Origin of the sequence: Pseudoroseomonas cervicalis, from assembly GCF_030818485.1 — a bacterium.
In the GTDB taxonomy this organism is placed as follows: Bacteria; Pseudomonadota; Alphaproteobacteria; order Acetobacterales; family Acetobacteraceae; genus Pseudoroseomonas; species Pseudoroseomonas cervicalis_A.
This window is the reverse complement of the sequence record NZ_JAUTAJ010000002.1, coordinates 87,561-105,265: the sequence shown is the minus strand read 5'-3', so window position 1 is coordinate 105,265 and position 17,705 is coordinate 87,561. Positions and strand designations below refer to the sequence as shown.

General features: G+C 71.8%; 18 protein-coding genes. 7 read left to right on the top strand and 11 right to left on the bottom strand.

What is annotated here, in order from left to right; all coding sequences use genetic code 11:
- Positions 1 to 8 precede the first annotated feature (8 nt).
- The 5 genes from QE401_RS01130 to QE401_RS01110 are packed head-to-tail and all read right to left on the bottom strand — an operon-like array spanning position 9 to position 4,338.
- Positions 9 to 728 carry an ABC transporter ATP-binding protein gene (locus QE401_RS01130; protein ID WP_307136414.1) on the bottom strand — a complete coding sequence of 240 codons (720 nt, stop codon included), beginning with the start codon at positions 726 to 728 and terminating at the stop codon, positions 9 to 11.
- Positions 725 to 1,474 (bottom strand): ABC transporter ATP-binding protein, encoded by a 750-nt coding sequence (locus tag QE401_RS01125; RefSeq protein WP_307136413.1) that lies wholly within the window; start codon positions 1,472 to 1,474, stop codon positions 725 to 727. Before QE401_RS01125 ends, QE401_RS01130 begins: the two co-directional genes overlap by 4 nt.
- A complete protein-coding gene (locus tag QE401_RS01120; RefSeq protein WP_307136412.1) occupies positions 1,474 to 2,352 on the bottom strand; it encodes a branched-chain amino acid ABC transporter permease in 879 nt (292 codons plus the stop codon). The genes QE401_RS01125 and QE401_RS01120 overlap by 1 nt, the downstream gene beginning before the upstream one ends.
- Entirely contained in the window at positions 2,349 to 3,218 is an 870-nt protein-coding gene (locus QE401_RS01115; RefSeq protein WP_307136411.1) for a branched-chain amino acid ABC transporter permease, read from the bottom strand. The genes QE401_RS01120 and QE401_RS01115 overlap by 4 nt, the downstream gene beginning before the upstream one ends.
- 4 nt (positions 3,219 to 3,222) lie before the next feature.
- A complete protein-coding gene (locus QE401_RS01110) occupies positions 3,223 to 4,338 on the bottom strand; it encodes an ABC transporter substrate-binding protein (protein ID WP_307136410.1) in 1,116 nt (371 codons plus the stop codon).
- A 221-nt stretch (positions 4,339 to 4,559) separates the two neighbouring features.
- Between QE401_RS01110 and QE401_RS01105 the strand changes: the two genes are divergently transcribed.
- The 3 genes from QE401_RS01105 to QE401_RS01095 all read left to right on the top strand — a co-directional run bounded on the left by QE401_RS01105 (position 4,560) and on the right by QE401_RS01095 (position 6,810).
- On the top strand, positions 4,560 to 5,360 hold the full coding sequence (locus QE401_RS01105) for an IclR family transcriptional regulator domain-containing protein (RefSeq protein ID WP_307136409.1): 801 nt from the start codon (positions 4,560 to 4,562) through the stop codon (positions 5,358 to 5,360).
- Positions 5,361 to 5,458: 98 nt separating this feature from the next.
- The gene (locus QE401_RS01100) at positions 5,459 to 6,118 is read left to right on the top strand and encodes a ParA family protein (protein WP_307136408.1); all 660 of its coding nucleotides are present in this window, start codon (positions 5,459 to 5,461) and stop codon (positions 6,116 to 6,118) included.
- Positions 6,115 to 6,810 (top strand): hypothetical protein, encoded by a 696-nt coding sequence (locus QE401_RS01095; RefSeq protein WP_307136407.1) that lies wholly within the window; start codon positions 6,115 to 6,117, stop codon positions 6,808 to 6,810. Before QE401_RS01100 ends, QE401_RS01095 begins: the two co-directional genes overlap by 4 nt.
- A 7-nt stretch (positions 6,811 to 6,817) precedes the next feature.
- On the opposite strand, the gene QE401_RS01090 is transcribed toward QE401_RS01095, so the two are convergent.
- A complete protein-coding gene (locus QE401_RS01090; protein WP_307136406.1) occupies positions 6,818 to 8,035 on the bottom strand; it encodes an MFS transporter in 1,218 nt (405 codons plus the stop codon).
- 146 nt (positions 8,036 to 8,181) lie between these two features.
- On the opposite strand from QE401_RS01090, the gene QE401_RS01085 reads away from it, so the two are divergent.
- Positions 8,182 to 8,613: an acyl-CoA thioesterase gene (locus QE401_RS01085; protein WP_307136405.1), complete on the top strand. Its 432-nt coding sequence runs from the start codon at positions 8,182 to 8,184 to the stop codon at positions 8,611 to 8,613.
- On the opposite strand, the gene QE401_RS01080 is transcribed toward QE401_RS01085, so the two are convergent.
- The 5 genes from QE401_RS01080 to QE401_RS01060 are packed head-to-tail and all read right to left on the bottom strand — an operon-like array spanning position 8,610 to position 13,775.
- On the bottom strand, positions 8,610 to 10,841 hold the full coding sequence (locus QE401_RS01080; RefSeq protein WP_307136404.1) for a putative bifunctional diguanylate cyclase/phosphodiesterase: 2,232 nt from the start codon (positions 10,839 to 10,841) through the stop codon (positions 8,610 to 8,612). The genes QE401_RS01085 and QE401_RS01080 overlap by 4 nt on opposite strands.
- A gap of 58 nt (positions 10,842 to 10,899) precedes the next feature.
- Positions 10,900 to 11,586, bottom strand: coding sequence for an ATP-binding cassette domain-containing protein (locus QE401_RS01075; protein ID WP_307136403.1), 687 nt, complete (start codon positions 11,584 to 11,586; stop codon positions 10,900 to 10,902).
- Positions 11,586 to 12,203 carry an FtsX-like permease family protein gene (locus QE401_RS01070; RefSeq protein ID WP_373461412.1) on the bottom strand — a complete coding sequence of 206 codons (618 nt, stop codon included), beginning with the start codon at positions 12,201 to 12,203 and terminating at the stop codon, positions 11,586 to 11,588. The genes QE401_RS01075 and QE401_RS01070 overlap by 1 nt, the downstream gene beginning before the upstream one ends.
- On the bottom strand, positions 12,106 to 12,762 hold the full coding sequence (locus QE401_RS01065; RefSeq protein WP_307136401.1) for a hypothetical protein: 657 nt from the start codon (positions 12,760 to 12,762) through the stop codon (positions 12,106 to 12,108). The genes QE401_RS01070 and QE401_RS01065 overlap by 98 nt, the downstream gene beginning before the upstream one ends.
- Entirely contained in the window at positions 12,759 to 13,775 is a 1,017-nt protein-coding gene (locus QE401_RS01060; RefSeq protein ID WP_307136400.1) for an efflux RND transporter periplasmic adaptor subunit, read from the bottom strand. The genes QE401_RS01065 and QE401_RS01060 overlap by 4 nt, the downstream gene beginning before the upstream one ends.
- Positions 13,776 to 13,991: 216 nt before the next feature.
- Here QE401_RS01060 and repA point away from each other — a divergent pair, with 216 nt between their 5' ends.
- The 3 genes from repA (at position 13,992) to QE401_RS01045 (ending at position 17,604) form a co-directional block, all read left to right on the top strand.
- Positions 13,992 to 15,191, top strand: coding sequence for a plasmid partitioning protein RepA (repA, locus tag QE401_RS01055; RefSeq protein ID WP_307136399.1), 1,200 nt, complete (start codon positions 13,992 to 13,994; stop codon positions 15,189 to 15,191).
- Positions 15,188 to 16,174, top strand: a complete 987-nt coding sequence (gene repB / locus QE401_RS01050) for a plasmid partitioning protein RepB (protein ID WP_307136398.1) — start codon at positions 15,188 to 15,190, stop codon at positions 16,172 to 16,174. The genes repA and repB overlap by 4 nt, the downstream gene beginning before the upstream one ends.
- Before the next feature lie 494 nt (positions 16,175 to 16,668).
- Positions 16,669 to 17,604, top strand: coding sequence for a replication protein RepA (locus QE401_RS01045; RefSeq protein WP_307136397.1), 936 nt, complete (start codon positions 16,669 to 16,671; stop codon positions 17,602 to 17,604).
- Positions 17,605 to 17,705 lie beyond the last annotated feature (101 nt).

Here is a 17,705-nt window from a genome sequence, read left to right as displayed (position 1 = left end):
GGGCTCCTTCAGAACATGTCCATCAGCCGCGCGGTGTCGGCGAGGTCGGCGGGCACGCCCTCGAAGATCACGCGGCCGGATTTCATCACGGCGACACGGTCGGAGACGGCGAAGGCCTCGCCGACATTCTGCTCCACCAGCAGGATCGACATGCCCGTCTCCTGCTGCCTTGCGCGGATCGGCGCCATCAGATCCTGGAAGGTCTTCGGCGCCAGGCCGATCGAGGGCTCGTCCAGCAGCAGGATGGAGGGGCGCGACAGCAGCGCGCGCCCGACCGAGACCATCTGCTGCTGCCCGCCCGAGAGGGTGCCGGCGCGGCGCGTCCAGAATTCACGGATGCGCGGCAGGATGGTCAGCACCTCCTCGGTGCGCGCCTCGGCCTCCGCCCCCTCCAGCCCACCGGACCAGAGCGCCAGCAGGAAATTCTCGCGCACGCTGAGGCCGGGGAAGACGCCCCTGCCCTCCGGCACATAGGCGACACCCTCGCGCGCCATCGCCTCCGGCCGGGGCCGCAGCGGCGTGCCGCGCAGACGGATCTCGCCGGCCGAGGGCGCGTGCAGCCCGAAGAGAAGCTTCATCAGCGTCGACTTGCCGGCGCCATTATGGCCGACCAGGCAGAGCACCTCGCCCTGCGGCAGGGCAAGGTCGAGGCCGCTTAGCACCTCGCGCCCGCCATAGCCGGCGGCGAGGCCCTGCATGGCGAGCGCGGGAACAGCGATGCCGCTCATGTCCGGCGCTCCCCGAAATAGATGGCGATCAGCTTCGGGTCGCGCAGGATGGCCTGCGGCTCGCCCTCCGCCAGCTTGGCACCGCGGTCGAGGAAGGCGATGCGGTCGGCCAGTTCCGTGACGATGTCCAGATTGTGCTCGATCAGGCAGATGGTCACACCCTCGGCCACCGCCTCCCGCACCAGCCGCACGAAGCGGGCGCGCGATTGCGGGTCGAGGCCGGAGGCGGGCTCGTCCAGCAGCCAGATGCGCGCGCCCGTCGCCAGGATGCGGGCAACGGACAGGAATTTGCGCTCGGCATAGGCGAGGTCGGCGGCGCGCGCCTCGGCCAGGCCGGCAAGGCCCGTGCGTTCCAGCGCCTGCTGCACGGCCTCCTCCCGCGCGGCGGCGGCCTTGCGGCCCCCGGGCTGCCAGAACCAGGAGACGGGCTCGATCGCGGCGCGCACATTGTCGCGCACGCTCATCCGCGCAAACAGGCGCAGATCCTGGAAGGAGCGGGCGATGCCGCGCCGCGCCAGGCGATGCGGCGCGACGCCGCGCACATCCTGCCCATCCAGCAGCACCTCCCCCGCATCGGGAGCGATATGGCCGGTGATCAGGTTGAAGACGGTGGTCTTGCCGGCGCCGTTCGGGCCGACCAGGGCGGTGGTGATGCCGGGGCGCAGCTCCAGATCGACCTTCTGAACCGCGGCGACGCCGCCGAAATGCTTGTCGAGGCCGCGCACGCTGAGCGGGGCGGGCTGCATCAGCGGCGCCCCGTGGCGAGGCCGGCGAGACCCGCCGGGCGATAGATCATCAGCAGCACCATGGCCAGGCCATAGACCAGCTGCTGCACCGCGCCGATCTGCGTCGGCGGGATGAAGGGCAGGAAGGAGAGCCCCGCCGGCAACAGCAGCAGCAGCAGCACGCCGATCAGCGGCCCGGCCAGCGTCGCCGTGCCGCCGATGATGACCATGGCCATCACCAGGATCGACTGTTCCAGCGTGAAGCTCTCGACATTGACGAAGGCCATGTAGAAGGCGAAGAGCGCGCCGGCGACGCCGGCCAGGGAACAGCCCAGCGCCACGGCCAGCGTCTTCAGCGCCCGCACATCCTTGCCGAAGGCCTCGGCCGCGCTTTCGCTGTCACGGATGGCCATCAGCGCACGGCCGAAGCTGCCGCGCATCAGCAGGCGGATCAGCAGCAGCGCGCCGCCCAGCAAGACCAGGCAGAGGGCCAGGAAGCGCGCCGGATCGGCGAGGTCGAGGCCGAGCAGCGTCGCCGGCGGGATGCCCACCAGCCCGCCATGCCCGCCGGTCAGCGCATGCGCTTCCGAAAAGACGGTGACGGCCATCATCTGCAGCCCGAGGCTGGCGGCAACGAAATACTCGCCGCGCACGCGCAGCGCCGGCAGCGCCAGGCAGAGCGACAGCGCGCCGGACAGCGCCGCACCCACCAGGCAGGCCAGCAGCACATCCGGAACCCAGAGCAGGGCCAGCTGCGCGCCCGCATAGGCGCCCAGGCCGAAGAACACCGCATGGGCGATGCTGAAGATGCCGGCATAGCCGATCAGCAGGTTGAGGCTGGCGGCCAGGATGCCGAAGATGGTGGCCAGCGTCGCCAGGTTCAGCAGATAGGCGATCATCTTGCCACCGCCTGGCCGAACAGACCGCTCGGCCTGAACAGGATGAAGGCGAAGAGCACCACGAAGCCGGCCGCCGCGCTCCATTGCGTGTCCAGCACGGCGACGACAAGATTCTCGACGACGCCCAGCAGCAGCCCGGCCAGTGCCGCGCCGCGCAGACTGCCAATGCCGCCCACCACGGCGGCCGCCAGGCTGACCAGCATGACCTGCGCCGCGATCGCCGGCTGCAGGCCGGAGGTGATGGCGGTCAGCACCGCGCCCGGCACCACCAACGCCGAGCCCAGCGCGAAGGCCAGCATCGACAGCCGGCGCGAGGACAGGCCGAAGGCGCGCAGCAGCTCGGGATTTTCCGACAGGGCGCGCAGGCCGGTGCCGGCGCGGCTGCGCTCCAGGAACAGCGTCACCGCCGCGAAGAGCAGCAGCGCCGTGCCAAGCGCCACCCAGAAGACATCGGCCAGGTAGAGGCCCGGCAGCACCTCCCGCGCCCGCGTCAGCGGGGTGGAGACCACCACGAAGCCGCGGCCGAAGCCCAGCTCGATCAGGCTCTGCATCACGATCGACATGCCGAAGGCGGCGACGAAGACGGTGAAGAAGGAGCCTTCATGCCGCTGGATCGGCCGGTAGATCGCCGCGTCCATGAACAGGCCGAAGCCGATGGCCAGCACCAGCGCCAGCAGGATGCCGAACAGCCAGGGCAGCCCCGCCTCGGTGCTGGCGAGGAAGGCATAGCCTGCAAGGGCGAAGGCGGCGCCATGCGCGACATGGAAGATGCGCGTGGCACCGAAGATCAGCGCGAATCCCGCCGCCGTCAGCGCATAGATGGCGCCGGTCTGCAGGCCGCTGAGGAAAAGCTGGAGCAGCAGCATGCGCTCAGGCGATCTTCTGCCCGCGCCCGCCGCGGATCTCGTTGATCTGCATCGGCATGCGCATGGTGCCCTGCTCGCTGAACTCGCCCTCGCCGCCGACAAGGGCGAAGCGGCGGGTGCGCAGCATCTCCTCGCGCAGGCTCTCGCCCTCCACCGGCTTGCCCGCCTTCTCCAGCGACTGCGCCAGCAGGCCGAACAGCCGCATCGCATTGTAGTAGTTCTGGTGATAGGCGGAGGGATCGCCGCCATGCTTCGCCCGCCAATCGGTGACGAAGCGCTGCGTGACCGGGTCGGAGAGCGACCAGTCGGCGGCCTGGCTGGTATAGACCAGCCCCTCGCTCTCCGGCAGCGTCAGCACCGAGGGAATGCCGCCGCCGGAATAGGAGAGCAGTGGCTGACTGACGCCATTGTCGCGCAGCTGCTTGATGATCTGCGCCTGCTGCGCGCCATAGCTGGCGAAATACACCGCATCCGGCCGCGCATCGCGCACCCGCGCGGCGATGGCGGCGAATTGCTGCGTGGCGGGCGGGATGCTGAAGCTGCCGGCCAGGGTGCCGCCGGTGGGCGGCAGGCCGTTGCGCAGCTCCTGCAGCACACCATTGCCCAGCGGATCGTCGACATAGACCAGGGCGATGCGCTTCAGCCCCTTCTCCTGCAGCCAGGGCAGCAGGGCGCGCACCTCCTGGTTCACCAGCGGGATGACGTTCCAGTAGTAGGGGGAAAGCTCGGCGAGATCCGGCCCGACGCCGCCGCCATTGACCATCACGACCTTGGCGCGGGTGCCGATCGGCGCCGCCGCCTTGGACACACCGGTGAAGCCCAGCATGACATAGACGGCGCGGTCGACATTGGCGAGCTTGGTCATGCCGACAGCGCCGCCCTGCGGCGTCGCCAGGCTGTCCTGCGCGCGCAGCTCGACGGGCCGCTGCAGCACGCGGTCGTCGCGCAGATGCTGCAGCGCCAGCTCGATGCCGGCGGTGAAGATGGCGCCGTATTCGGCATTCGGCCCGGCCATCGGGAACAGCGTGCCGATGACATGGCTGGCGGGCTGGGCGCGAAGCAGGCGCGGCGCGGCCAGGCCAAAGGCCGTGGCCGCCAGCAGGGTGCGGCGGGTGGTCATCTCTTGGCGTCCTCACGCTTGGTTCCGCAGCGGGGGCCGGCTGTGCAGTCCGCCGGTTTTGTCCGCTGGCCGGACATATGTCCGAATTTGCGCCCAGCGTCGGACCCGGAGGACGCCGCTGTCAAGCCTCTTCGCGCGGCAGCTTTCCGCTTGCCGCCATGGCGCGCGCGCGGCTAAGCGGCAGCATCGGGCTTTGCACAATCCAGGAGATGCGCGGCTTCATGGCGACCGGTGCCGCCATCCCCTCCCCTCCCCCCGGCCTGAAAGAGGGGGATTTCGTTGCCGCCCTCGGCCGCGGCCTGCAGGTGCTGGAATGCTTCGCCCCGGGGCGGGAGCGCATGACGCTGTCCCAGGTGGCGCAGCAGACCGGGCTCAGCCGCGGCACGGCGCGGCGCTTCCTGCTGACCCTCACCGCGCTCGGCTATCTCGCCAGCGATGGCAAGCTGTTCTGGATGACCCCGCGCGTGCTGCGTTTCGGCCAGGGCTATCTGGCCGGCTTCGCGCGCGCCGAGGCGGTGCGGCCGGTCATCGAGGCGGTGTCGCGCGAGCTGAACGAAAGCTGTTCGCTCGCCGTGCTGGACGGGGCGGATGTCGTCTATGTGGCGCGGGTGGAGGCGCGGCGGGTCTATTCCTCGCGCATCGATATCGGCACGCGGCTGCCGGCCCATGCCTCCTCTCTCGGGCGCGTGCTGCTGGCGGCGCTCGACGAGGCCGCGCTGGAGGAATGGCTGCAGCGCCATCCGCTGCGCGCCTGGACCGAGCGCACCGTGACCGACCCCGCGCAGTTCCGCGCCCGCCTGGCGGAGATCCGCCGGCAGCGCTACGCCGTGATCGATGGCGAGCTGGAGCTCGGCGCGCGGTCCATCGCCGTGCCGGTGCCGGACGCCGCGGGGCGCGATGTGGCGGCGCTGAACATCGGCACCTCGGCCGCGCGCGCGCCGCTGGAGACGATGCGGCGGCACTTCCTGCCCGTGCTGCGGCAGGCGGCCCAGCGCATCGCCGGGACCGTCACCGCCTGGTAGGATCGTTGCAGGCCGGGAATTAGACATGTCTAATTCCGCCGGAGCTGGCCGCGCTTCCGGGCTTTCGCGCGCCATTCCAGCAGCTTAATCTGCGCTGCATGGCTCGCACCCCGGCACCGCGCATCATCCTCGTCTCCTCGCCCAAGGGCGGCTCGGGCAAATCCGTGCTCAGCCGGCATCTGCTGGTGGCCGCCGCCCAGGAAGGCCTGCCGGTCCTCGGGCTGGATTTCGACAGGCAGCAGACCTTGGCCAAATGGGCGGCGCGGCGAGAGCGCACGCGGGAAGCCTTCCCGGATTTTGCCGCCGTCCCCGTGCAGCCGGCCAGCCTGCAGGATTGGCGCGGCGCGCTGCGCCAGGCGGCGGGGTATCGCCTGGCCGTGCTGGATACCCCGCCCAGCGTCGAGGACCATCTGCCAGCCATCGACGCGCTGGGCGAAGCCGCCGACCTGATCCTGGTACCGGCCATCTGCACCCAGGACGACATCGACAGCGTCGCCCCCTGGCTGCGCAGCCTGGCGGAGAAGGGCCGGCGCGCCTCGGTGGTGCTGAACCGCGCCAATCGCCGCACCACCTCCTATGCCCGCATGCGCGGCCTGCTGGTGAAGGCCGGCCCGGTCTGCCCGACCGAACTGCCGCAACTGGAGGATGTGCATGTGCCGGCGGCCAAGGGGCTCACCCTGCTCGACTATTCGAAGTCGCGCGGCATCGCGCCCTTCGAGGAGGTCTGGGCCTATGTGAAGCGGGAGGCCGGGCTGTGAGCGGCAAGCGATCGAAAAGCGCGCTGCGCGCCTTCCTGGCGCAGGAGGAGGAAGCCCCCCCCGCCGATCCGCGCGCGACGGCGCTGCAGGGGCTGGCGGCGGAGGAGGCGGAGGGGCTGGAGGCCATCCGCAGCGTCTTCGCCGGCACCGAGCTGCCGGACAACCCGGCCAAGCTGCGGCAGATGCTGCGCATCCGCGCCGAGATCCGCAAGGAGTGGGCCGATGCGCGCGACAGCTTCCTGGCCATCGGCCGCGCCCTGCTGGCGCTGGAACAGAGCCTGACGCGGGCCGAGATGCAGCGCCTGCGCCAGGGCACGGAGCGCATCTTCCCCTTCTCCGACGCCACGGCGACGCAGCTGCGGCAGATCGCCCGCGCGGTGGAATCCGGCCGGCTGCCGCAGCAGGACTGCCCCGGCTCCTATGGCACGGCCTATCAGATCACCCTGCTGAGCGATGGGCAGCTGCGGCTGGCCCGGGAACGCGGGCTGATCCGCCCGGATGTGACACGCCGGGAAATCCTGGAGCTGCGCCGCACCGTGCCGGAGGCCCCCTCCCCCGCCCGGCCGGACCGCGCGGCGCTGCGGGAGGAGCAGCGCCGCCTGGCGCTGCGGCGCGACCGGCTGGCGGAGGAGCTGGAAGCGGTCGACACCCGGCTGCGCCAGATCGAGGCCCAGCTCTCGCGCCGCGGCTGAGGGCCCGCTAGCCGCGCCCGCCGGCGATACGCGCCGCTTCCGGCAGGCGCTTCAGCCGGGCCATGGCCAGGATGCCGAGCAGCGGCCCCGGCACCAGCACCAGGAACACCCATTGCCAGCTGCCCATGACGGACGCCGTCCAGGGCAGCAGCCCGATGGCCAGTCCGGTCAGCGCGAAGCCGAGGCCGAGCTGCACGGTCAGCGCCGTGCCGACCAGGGAGGGCTCGCCGACCTCGGTGACGATGGCGGAGAATTGCGCGGAATCGGCCACGATGCTGAAGCCCCAGAGCAGCCCCACCAGCACCACCAGCCAGAGCGGCCCGGCATAGGCGAGGCCGATCACCGCCGCGCAGCCGCCGGAGAGCGCCATCAGCCCGATGGTGGTGCGGGTCCGCCCCAGCCGGTCCGCCAGGCGCCCGGCCAGCACGCAGCCCGGCGCGCCGGCGGCGACCATGGCGAAGGTCAACCAGGAGGCAAGGCCGCCGCCCCCCTCCCCCAGCCGCTCGCGCAGGAAGGAGAGCATCCAGCTCCACATGGCGTAGAGCTCCCACATATGGCCGAGATAGCCGGCGCTCGCCAGCAGCACGGCGCGCTGCGACAGGGCCTGGCGCAGCTTCGCCGGCTCGAAGGGCGCGCGCGGGAAGGGGTAGGGCCCCTCCTTCAGGCTGAGGATGCCGATGGCGCCGGCCAGCGTCGCCAGGCTGGCGGCGATGATGACACCCTGCCAGGGCAGCCCGCCCACCGCATTCACCGCATGCGGCAGGGCCGAACCCAGCGTCAGCGCGCCGATGACGCAGCCCAGCGCCAGGCCGCGTCCGGCGCGGAACCAGGTGGCGACCAGCTTCATCGCCGGCGGGTAGAGGCCGGCCATCAGCACACCGGTCAGCAGCCGCAGCGCCAGCGCGCTGCCCGGGCCCGGCGCCCAGAGCAGGCCGAGATTGGCCAGCGCCGCGCCGAGGCCCGAGACCAGCATCAGCCGGCGCGGCGGCACCCGGTCCGGCAACCCGCTGAGCGCCGCCCCCACGGCGCCGAGCACGAAGCCGAGCTGCACCGCGATGGTCAGCCAGCCGGCGGCGGCATCGCCCATCTGCCACAGCGCGCGCAGCTGCGGCAGCACCGCGGCGGCGGAGAACCAGCTGGTCATGCTGAGCACCACGCAGGCGCAGAGGCCGAGCAGCACGCGCCAGCGATGCGCGGCCTCCCCCTCCGCTCGTTCATCCCGCATGCGACACGCCTCCTCCGCCATGGTTCTTCCGGCCCTTGTGGCGAAGCCCGGGCGCGAGGGCAACGCGGCCCCGCCGGGCGGGGCGCTCTGGCCAGGCGCCGCGCCCGCCGCCATGCTGGGCGCGCCCCAGGCAGAAGGACATCCCCATGGCGAACGACCCCAGGCTGCTGCAGCGGGCGAGCTATCCGCTCTGGGCCGAGGACCGGGTGCGCTTCGGCGACACCGACCGGCTGGGCCATGTCAACAACGCCAAATACGCGACCTATCTGGAAACCGCGCGGGTCGAGCTGATGCAGCGCCTGCTGAAGGGGCCGGAGACCTATTTCGTGCTGGCGCGCATGGCCATCGACTACCGCGCCGAGCTGCGCGAGCTGGGCCCGATCGAGATCGGCACGGCGGTGACGGGCATCGGCCGCTCCTCCTTCACCACCGGGCAGGGCGTGTTCCAGGGGGCGCTCTGCGCCGCCACGGGAGAGGGTGTGGTGGTGCTGGTGGATGCCGCGACACGCCGCTCCACCCCGCTGCCCGGCCCGCTGCGCGAGGCGCTGCAGGCCCTGTCGATGCCGCCCGCGGGCTAGGTGGCGCCGCCTTCGCCGCGCAGCCAGGCCTCGGCCCCGGCGGCGGGCATGGGGCGGCTGTAATAATAGCCCTGCCCCTCATCGCAGCCGAGGCGGCGCAGCGCGGCGTGCTGCGCCTCGCTTTCCACCCCTTCGGCCACCACCCGCATGCCCAGGCCATGCGCCAGGTCGACGATGCTGCCGATGATGCGGCCGCTGCGCCGATCCTCCTGCAGCCGGGCGACGAAGCTCTGGTCGATCTTCAGCTCCTGGATCGGGAAGTCGCGCAGATGCGTCAGCGAGGCATAGCCGGTGCCGAAATCGTCGAGCGAGATGGCGATGCCGGCGGCATGCAGCCGTGACAGCGTGCCGATGACGGCGGAGGCCGCCTCGCTCAGCAGCACCGTCTCGGTCACCTCGATGGTCAGGCAGGCGGCGGGCAGCTCCCGCGCGGCCAGCTGCGCCACCACGCGCTGCGCCAGGGTGCCGCCGGCGAAATCCGCCTCCGACACGTTCAGCCCGACCCGGCTCGGCGCCAGCCCGGCCTCGCGCCAGCGGCAGAGATCGGCGGTCACCGCCTGCAGCATGTGCTGGCCCAGCAGGCGGGCCGTCTCCTCCTCCTGCAGCGCCGGCCAGAACTGGCCCGGGCCCAGCACCCGCCCATCCGGCGGCAGGATGCGCACCAGGGATTCGAAGCCGGTGCGCTGGCGGTCCGCCAGCCGCAGCTTGGGCTGGTAGAAGGGCCGCACCCAGCCCTCCTGCAGCGCCAGGCGCACCAGCTCGATCGCCTCGCGCCGGGCCAGGAAACGCTGCGCGATCTCGGGCGAGGCGAGGGTGACGCGGCCGCGCCCCTGGCGCCGGCCATGCGACAGGGCGATGTCAGCCTGGCGCATCAGCATCTCCCCGGTCGTGCCGTCGCGCGGGCCGAGCGCCACGCCGATGCTGGCCGAGACGCCGACCGGCACGCCATCCAGCACCAGCGGCTCGCGCAGCATGTCATGCACCAGCTCGGCCCGGCGGCGGGCGCCATCCTCGTCGGTGCCGGGCAGCAGCAGGGCGAATTCGTCGCTGCCGGTGCGCGCCGCCATGCCCGGGCTGCCGGCGCTGCGCTGCAGCCGGGCGGCGATGCCGCGCAGCAGCGCATCGCCCTGGACATGGCCATGGCGGTCGTTGAGATCCTGGAAATTGTCGAGATCGAGCAGCAGCAGCGCCAGCGAGCCTTCCTCGGGCGCGCGCTGCAGCGCCGCCTCCAGCCATTGCAGCAGCTGGGTGCGGTTGGCCAGGCCGGTCAGCGGATCCTGCAGCGCCAGGGTCTGCAAACGTTGGCGCAACTGCCAGGCCTCGGTGATGTCCTGGATCAGGCCCACGGCACGCACCACCTGGCCATGCTGGTCGCGCTCCGGCTCGCCGCTGATGCGCACCCGGCGCAGCCGGCCCTTGGCGGTGACGAAATCGGCTTCCAGCTCGGCGGTCTGGCCCTGTTCGAGGATGGCGCTGACCGCCGCCGCCACCCTTTCCCGGTCGCCGGGCGGGTAGTGCAGCAAGGAATCCGGCAGCGAGACCGGCGCGCCGAAGGGCAGCTCATGGATGCGGAACACCTCGTCCGACCAGAGCGGGCCACGGCCCTGCGCGTCCAGCTCCCAGCCGCCGAGCTGCGCCAGGCGCTCGGTCTGCTGCAGCAGGCGGGTCTTGCGGGCGGAGAGGGCGGCCAGGGTGCGGCTCTCCTGCCAGGCCGTCTCGGCCCGGCGGGCCTGGGACTGGGCCAGCAGCAGACCCTGGGCCAGCAGGCCGAACTGCCGCAGCGCCTGGCGGTCGGCCTCGCCGAAGCGTCGCGGCCGGCTGTCGAGCAGGCAGAGCGTGCCGACATTCTGCCCTTCGACCGGCAGCGGCAGCCCGGCATAGAAGCGCAGATCCGGCAGGCCGCTCTTCTCGGGCAGGTCGCGGAAGCGCGGATCAAGGTGCAGATCCTCGACCGTCAGCACATCCTCGCCCTGGATGGTCCAGTGACAGATGGAATGCTGCCGCGGCCCCTGCCAGCCGGGCAGCCGGCCATGCACCGCCTTGGCCCATTGCCGGTCGCGGTCGACCAGCAGCAGCATCACCACCGGGCAGTCGAAATACCGCGATGCCAGGGAGACCACGGCATCGAAATCCGGGCTCGGCGCGGTGTCGAGCAGACGCAACCGGTACAGCGCCGCCAGACGCTCGGCCTCGGCCCGCGCGGGGGCTGATTGGTCAGGCGGTGTCACGACAGGCAATCCTTGACCATGGCGGTGCCAAACAGCCCACCCGGCAACGGCGCCGGGCTTATGCCGTCATCACCCGACCATCCTCCATGCTGACGACCCTGTCCGCAATGTCCAGGATGCGCGGATCATGTGTCACCAGCAGAATGGCGACGCTCCGGCGGCGGGCCAGATCGCGCATCAGTTGAACAACCTCCTGCCCGCTTGCCTTGTCAAGCGCGGCGGTGGGCTCATCGGCCAGGATCAGCCCCGGCGCGCCCACCAGCGCACGGGCGACGGCGACGCGCTGGCGCTGCCCGCCCGAGAGCTGGGCGGGCGGCTTGTGGCGGTGCTCGGCCAGGCCCACCGCCTCCAGCATGGCATCGGCGCGGTCCAGGCGCTCGGCCTCCGGCAGCTCCGCCGCCATCTCCAGCGCCATGGCGACATTCTGCCGCGCCGTCAGGAAGCCCAGCAGGTTGTGCGCCTGGAAGATGAAGCCGATGCGCCGGCGCAGCGTGACGCGCTGGCGCTCCGTCGCGCCGGCCAGCTCCTGGCCCAGCACCCGCGCCGAGCCCTGCTGCATGGCGCGCAGCGCCCCCACCAGGGTGAGCAGCGTGGTCTTCCCCGAGCCCGAGGGGCCGGTCAGCAGCACGATCTCCCCCGGCGCCACGCGCAGATCGACCTCGCGCAGCACGGGGCGGCGCAGCTCGCCGCTGCCATAGGCATAGGAGACGCCGTCGAGCGCAACGGGGGGTTCGCCGCCCGGCATCAGAACATGTCCGCCGGATCGGCGTCGCGCAGCTTGCGCATGGCCAGCAGCCCGGCCAGGCCGCACATGCCGAAGATCATGGCGAAGATCATCAGGCTGCGCCCCCATTCCATGGCCAGCGGCAGGAAGGTAGCGCGCCCCACCACCTCATAAAGCAGGCCAGCGGCGATGGCGCCGGGGATGAAGCCCAGCACCGCCAGCAGCAGCGCCGCCGACAGCACCACCCGCCCCAGATAGGCATTGGTGTAGCCGATCGCCTTCAGCGTGGCGTATTCGCGCAGATGCCCGGCCACGTCGCTGAACAGGATCTGGTAGACGATGACCATGCCGACGATCAGCCCCATCAGGCTGCCGAAGGTGAAGATGAAGCCGATCGGCGTCGCCGTCTCCCAGTAGCGCAGCTCCCAGGCGACCAGCTCGGGCTGGGTCAGCACCGCCACATCGGGCGGCAGCAGGGCGGCCAGCCGGTCGCGCACCGCGGCCGGGTCGGCGCCCGGGCGCAGCCGGATCGCCACCAGATCAGCATTGGAGAAGGGGCGTTCCGGCATCAGGCGGCGGAAATTCGTCTCGCTCATGATGACATTGCCATCGGCGCCGAAGGAGGCGCCGATCTCCACCACCCCCACCACCTCGATCTGCCGGTTGCTGATCTGCACCGGCAGGCTGCCGCCGCGCGCCCGCCAGCAGCGCCTCGACGGGCCCGAATTCGGGACGGGAGCGGCGGTCGAAAGCCACCGTGTCGGGGCGCTTCAGCGCCTCGGCCACCCGCTCCAGCCCCTCGAAGCGCATGGCGCCGGCCTCGACATCGAAGCCCACCAGCTGGATGGTGCGGCGCTCCCCCGTCTCCGGATTTCGCCAGGTGCTCTGCGCCATGTAGATCGGCACGGATTGCGCCACCTCCGGCAGGGCCAGGGCCTGGCTGGCGCGCACCCGCGGCAGCGGCTCGGGCCGGAAGCTGGCCAGCGTCATCGGGTGGATCAGGAACACCTCGCCGCGCATGGCGGTGATCAGCGAGGTGGCGGAATCGAACAGCGCGGCGCGGAAGCCGAGCTGCATGAAGACCAGCACGCAGGCGAAGAGCACGCCGGCGATGGCGGTGGCCAGCCGGGCCTTGTCGGCGCGCAGCTGCCGCCAGGCGAGCCGCAGCGGCAGCCAGAGCGTGGTGGCGAGCCTCATGGGCGGATCGCCACCTGCACCTGCATGTTGGAGCGCCGCGCCAGCAGCGCCGCGCCTTCCGCGTCCAGCGTCAGCCGCACCGGCACGGTGCGGGCATCGACGGCGGCGACCGGGTCGGTGCCGGCCTGGGTGGTGCGGCGCACCTGCCAGCCGATCTCGCGCAGCGTGGCACCGAGCCGCTCCGGATGGCCGGGCACCAGCACCTCCGCCCGCTGGCCGAGGCGCAGGCGCGGCAGGTCGGTCTCATAGACATCGGCCACCACATCCATGCGCTCCAGATCCGCCATGTCGAGCAGCCCGTCATTGCCCACCGGATCGCCGGGCCGGACATAAAGGGTGAGGATGGTGCCGGCGATCGGTGCGCGCATGCGGGCCAGCTCCAGCTCGGCCTCGGCCGCCCGCGCATCCGCGGCCGCCGCGTCGCGCTGGGCGCGGGCCATGGCGACATCCTCGGGGCGCGGGCTCTGCAGCCTGGCCAGCTCGGCCTCGGCCTCGGCCAGCGAGGCCTCGGCGCGCAGCGCGGCGAAGCGGCGGCGCTCGGCCTCGGCCTGGCCGCCGGCACCGCTTGGCACCAGGCGTTCGGCGCGCGCCGCCTCGCGCCGGGCATTCTCCGCCTCGGCGCGCAGCCCGGCGAGGCGCGCCCGCTGCGCCGTGATCTCCTCCGGCCGGGCGGCGGCCTGCATCAGGGCCAGCCGCGCCTCGGCCTCGGCCAGGGCGGCGGCGGCGCGCTGGCGCTGCGCCTCCTTCTGCGGCGCATCGGCCAGTTCCGCGAGCAGCGCGCCTTCCTCGACGCGCTGGCCTTCCTCGACCAGCAGCCGGCCCAGGCGGGTGACGTTCATCCCGCCCGGCGCGCCGATGCGGCGGATGCGGGAGGCGGGCTCGACCCGCCCCAGCGCGCCGACGCCGGGCGCGGCGGCCTGGGAGGGGGCGGCGGGCGCATCGCGGCCCAGCGCGGGCGGGATGGGGGGCAGGGCCAGCAGCAGCGTGCCGGCCAGCAGGATCAGGCTTCTCATCGACAGGTCAATTCCGTGCCTCCAACGCCGCATGTCGCATGAGGTTTGGGCGGGACAAGGGCAGCGCGCATTGACAGCTGTCAATGGCGCGCATCGCTGGCCGACGCCGCGAACCGTCACGGCGCCGTTGACAGCTGTCAACGGCAAGGTCTGTAGTCGACGCAGCAGCGTTGTGCTAACGCCGAAAAGCCTCTTTTTCGGAGAAAAGCGTCGGCCATGTCCGCCACCACCGCCGCGCCGGAGCCGATCGACCAGCGCATCGGCGCCGATGCGCGGGCGCTCAGCGCCCAGCTCGCCCTGCTCCGCAACCGCATCTTCCCCCCCGCCGCGCAGAAGACGCTGCGCCGCTTCTCCAGCGGCGAGGTCGCGCATCTGCTCGGCATCAGCGATTCCTATCTGCGCCAGCTGGCCCTGGCGGGGGAAGGCCCGGTGCCGGAAAAAGGCCCCGGCGGCCGCCGCGCCTATACGCTGGAGCAGATCCATGCGCTGCGCGGCCTGCTCAAGGGCAAGAACCGCCAGGCCCCGCCGCGCCGGCAGGAGGGCGAGCACCTCCAGGTCATCGCGGTGGCCAATTTCAAGGGCGGCTCCGGCAAGACCACCACGGCCGCGCATCTGGCGCAGTACCTGGCCTTCCAGGGCCACCGGGTGCTGGCGCTGGACCTCGACCCGCAGGCCAGCCTCTCCGCCCTGTTCGGCTACCAGCCGGAGCTGGATATCGGGGAGAATGAGACGCTCTACGCGGCGCTGCGCTACGACAGGCAGCGCCGCCCGCTGCGCGAGGTGATCCGGCCGAGCTATATCGCCGGCCTCGACATCGTGCCGGCCAATCTGGAGCTGCACGAATTTGAGCACGACACGCCGCGCATGCTGGCGCAATCCGAGCGGGCCAAGGAGACGCTGTTCTTCACCCGCCTGACCGAGGCGCTGGCCACCGTCGAGGCGGAGTACGACATCGTCGTCATCGACTGCCCGCCGCAGCTGGGCTTCCTGACGCTGGCCGCCCTCTGCGCCGCGACGGGCGTGCTGATCACCGTGCATCCGCAGATGCTCGACATCGCCAGCATGTGCCAGTTCCTGCTGATGACGGCCGATCTTCTCTCCGTGGTGCGGGAGGCCGGCGGGCGGCTCGACTATGATTTCCTGCGCTACCTGGTCACCCGCTACGAGCCGCAGGACGGCCCCCAGACCCAGGTGGTGGGCTTCCTGCGCAGCCTGTTCGGCGAGCGGGTGCTGACCAATCCGATGATCAAATCGACCGCCATCTCCGATGCCGGGCTGACCAAGCAGACCCTCTATGAGGTGGGGCCGCAGAATTTCAGCCGCGAAACCTACAACCGCGCGGCGGAGGCGCTGGATTCGGTGAATGGCGAGGTCCGCCAGCTGGTCGCCCAGGCCTGGGGCCGCGCCGCCCGATGAGCCGCAAGGACACGCTGAAGCGCCTGCTCGGCGCCGGCCCGGCCGAGGAAATGGCCGAGCCGCAACCCGCCCCGGCCACCGCCCGCGTCCCCTCCGGCGCCGTGCGCGCCATGGGCCTCAGCCTCGGCCAGCTGCGCGAGGAGGCGGAGGCGCTGCGCGCCCGCGTCGAGGGCGGCGAGACGGTGGTGGCGCTCGACCCCGCTTTCGTCGAGGCCTCCTTCGTCGCCGACCGGATCGCCGGCGACAGCGAGGCGGAGCTTTCCGAGCTGGTGCAGAGCATCGCCGGCTCCGGCCAGCAGGTACCGGTGCTGGTGCGGCCCCACCCGGAGAAGCCGGGCCATTACCAGATGGCCTATGGGCATCGCCGCCTGCTGGCGGTGAAGCGGCTCGGCATCCCGATCAAGGCGGTGATCCGCGCGCTCTCCGATGCCGAGCTGGTGGTGGCCCAGGGCAAGGAGAATATCGAGCGGCGCAACCTCACCTTCATCGAGCGCGCCCTCTTCGCCGCGCATCTGGAGGCGCGCGGCTTCGACCGCCCGACCCTGCATGCGGCACTGGCCGTGCAATCGGCGGAGATGACCCGCTACCTCCAGGTGGTGCGCGCCATCCCGCGGGCGGTGATCCTGGCGATCGGCCCGGCGCCGCGCACCGGCAGGCCGCGCTGGCTGGAGCTGCAGCGCCTCTTCGCCGAGGCGGGCGCGGCCGACCTCGCCGAGCGCGCCATGGCCAGCCCCGGCTTCCGCGCGCTGAACAGCGATGCCCGCTTCCAGCGCATCTTCGCCGCCCTTCGCGACGGCAAGCCGGCGGTGGAGGCCGACCCCTGGTGGCGCACCCCGCAGGGCGACCCGCTGGTGAAGATCGAGCCCGGGCCGCAGGGCCTGCGGCTGACGGTGAATGAGCGGCTGGAGCCGGAATTCGGCCGTTTCCTGGTGGCGCGGCTGGACGCGCTCTATCGCAGCTTCCGCGAAGGGGAGGGGGGGTGAGCCGCTCCCCGGCCTGCGCCGCGGCCGCTCGCCTGCGGCGCAGGGCGTGGACTTTGGCGACCATCCCCCGGCGCAGCCCGCGCCGTGTGCTTCAGGCGTGGCCCCGCAGCGCAGCCCTGTGGACTTTGCCGACCTGTGGCGCGCCAGCGGCGCCAGGGGCGGAAAATCTCGGCGAAACGGCCCTGCAACGGCTGCGGCGAGGTCGTGGAGGGTCGGCAGAGTCCACGCGGCGGGCCGCCCGACAGGCCGGGAAACCGACTCCGGCGGCGCCCCGCGAGTCGGCCACAGCACCCGGCGTGGACCCTGCCGGCCACGGCGTGGACTCTGCCGCCGGGGCCCGCCACGGAACAAGGGCTTGCGGGCCTTATCCCGAGGACTTTGCCGGCATATACAAATACTAAGACCAAATATCTTCCAATTAGCTTTGGGTCGGCAGAGTCCACGTCGACAGGGGCGACCGGCCGCGCCAATGTCCGGCCGGCAAGCAGCAGCGGATGGTCATGGGCACGGTCCACACCCTCATCGAGACGCATGGGCGCCAGGCCAGCCGGGAGCTGGTGGAGGGCAGGCGCGGCGCGCGGATCGTCGAGGCCGCGGCCTCCTGGGCCTCCGATGAGGATGTCGGCATCGGCTACATCCATTCCGGCTGGTGCCAGACCGCCCTGCCGCACCGGCGGCCGGCGGATGACGCCTCGATCTGGAAGCTCGAGACCGACAGCCTGACCCTGCTGGTCGAGCCCGGTGTCCGGCTGGGGCCGGATGGGGCACCCGCCCATGTCGGCGTGCCCTTCGGCGCCATCGCCCGGCTGATCCTGATCTATCTGCAGTCGGAGGCGTTGCGCACCGGCTCGCGCGATGTGCAGCTCGGGCGTTCGTTGCGCGACTTCCTGGGCCGCCTCGGCGTCTCGGTCGGCGGCAAGACCACCAAGCTGGTGCGCGAGCAGGCGGACCGCATCAGCCGCTGCCGCCTCTCCTTCCACTTCACCCGCAACGGCACCTCGGTGCTGGTGAACCAGAACATCGTCGACATCGCCATGTTCGTCGACGACCCCAACGCGCCGGGCGGGCAGGGGGATCTCTTCGTCGAGACCGCGCGGCTCTCGGAGAGCTTCTTCCAGCAGCTGCGCCAGCACGCCGTGCCGCTGGACGAGGCGGCGATCCGCCACATCCGCAACTCCTCCATGGCGCTCGACGTCTATTGCTGGCTGGCCTACCGGCTGCATTCGCTGAACGACAGCAAGCTGATCAGCTGGACGGCGCTGGCGACCCAGTTCGGCGCCGGCATCCGCCTGCGCAAGCATTTCAAGGCGGCCTTCACCGAGAATCTGCAGCTGGCCCAGGCGGTCTATCGCGACGCCCGGGTCGAGCTGACGCCGGACGGGCTGCTGCTGCACCCCTCCGCCCCACCGGTGCGCAAGCTGCTGCGCTGAGGCCGGGAACGGCCCGGGCGAGGTCGGCAAAGTCCACGCCGCCGGTAGACATATCCTTTTTGCACTGCGGCGCGTTAGCCCAGCGGATTCAACCCCCGCTG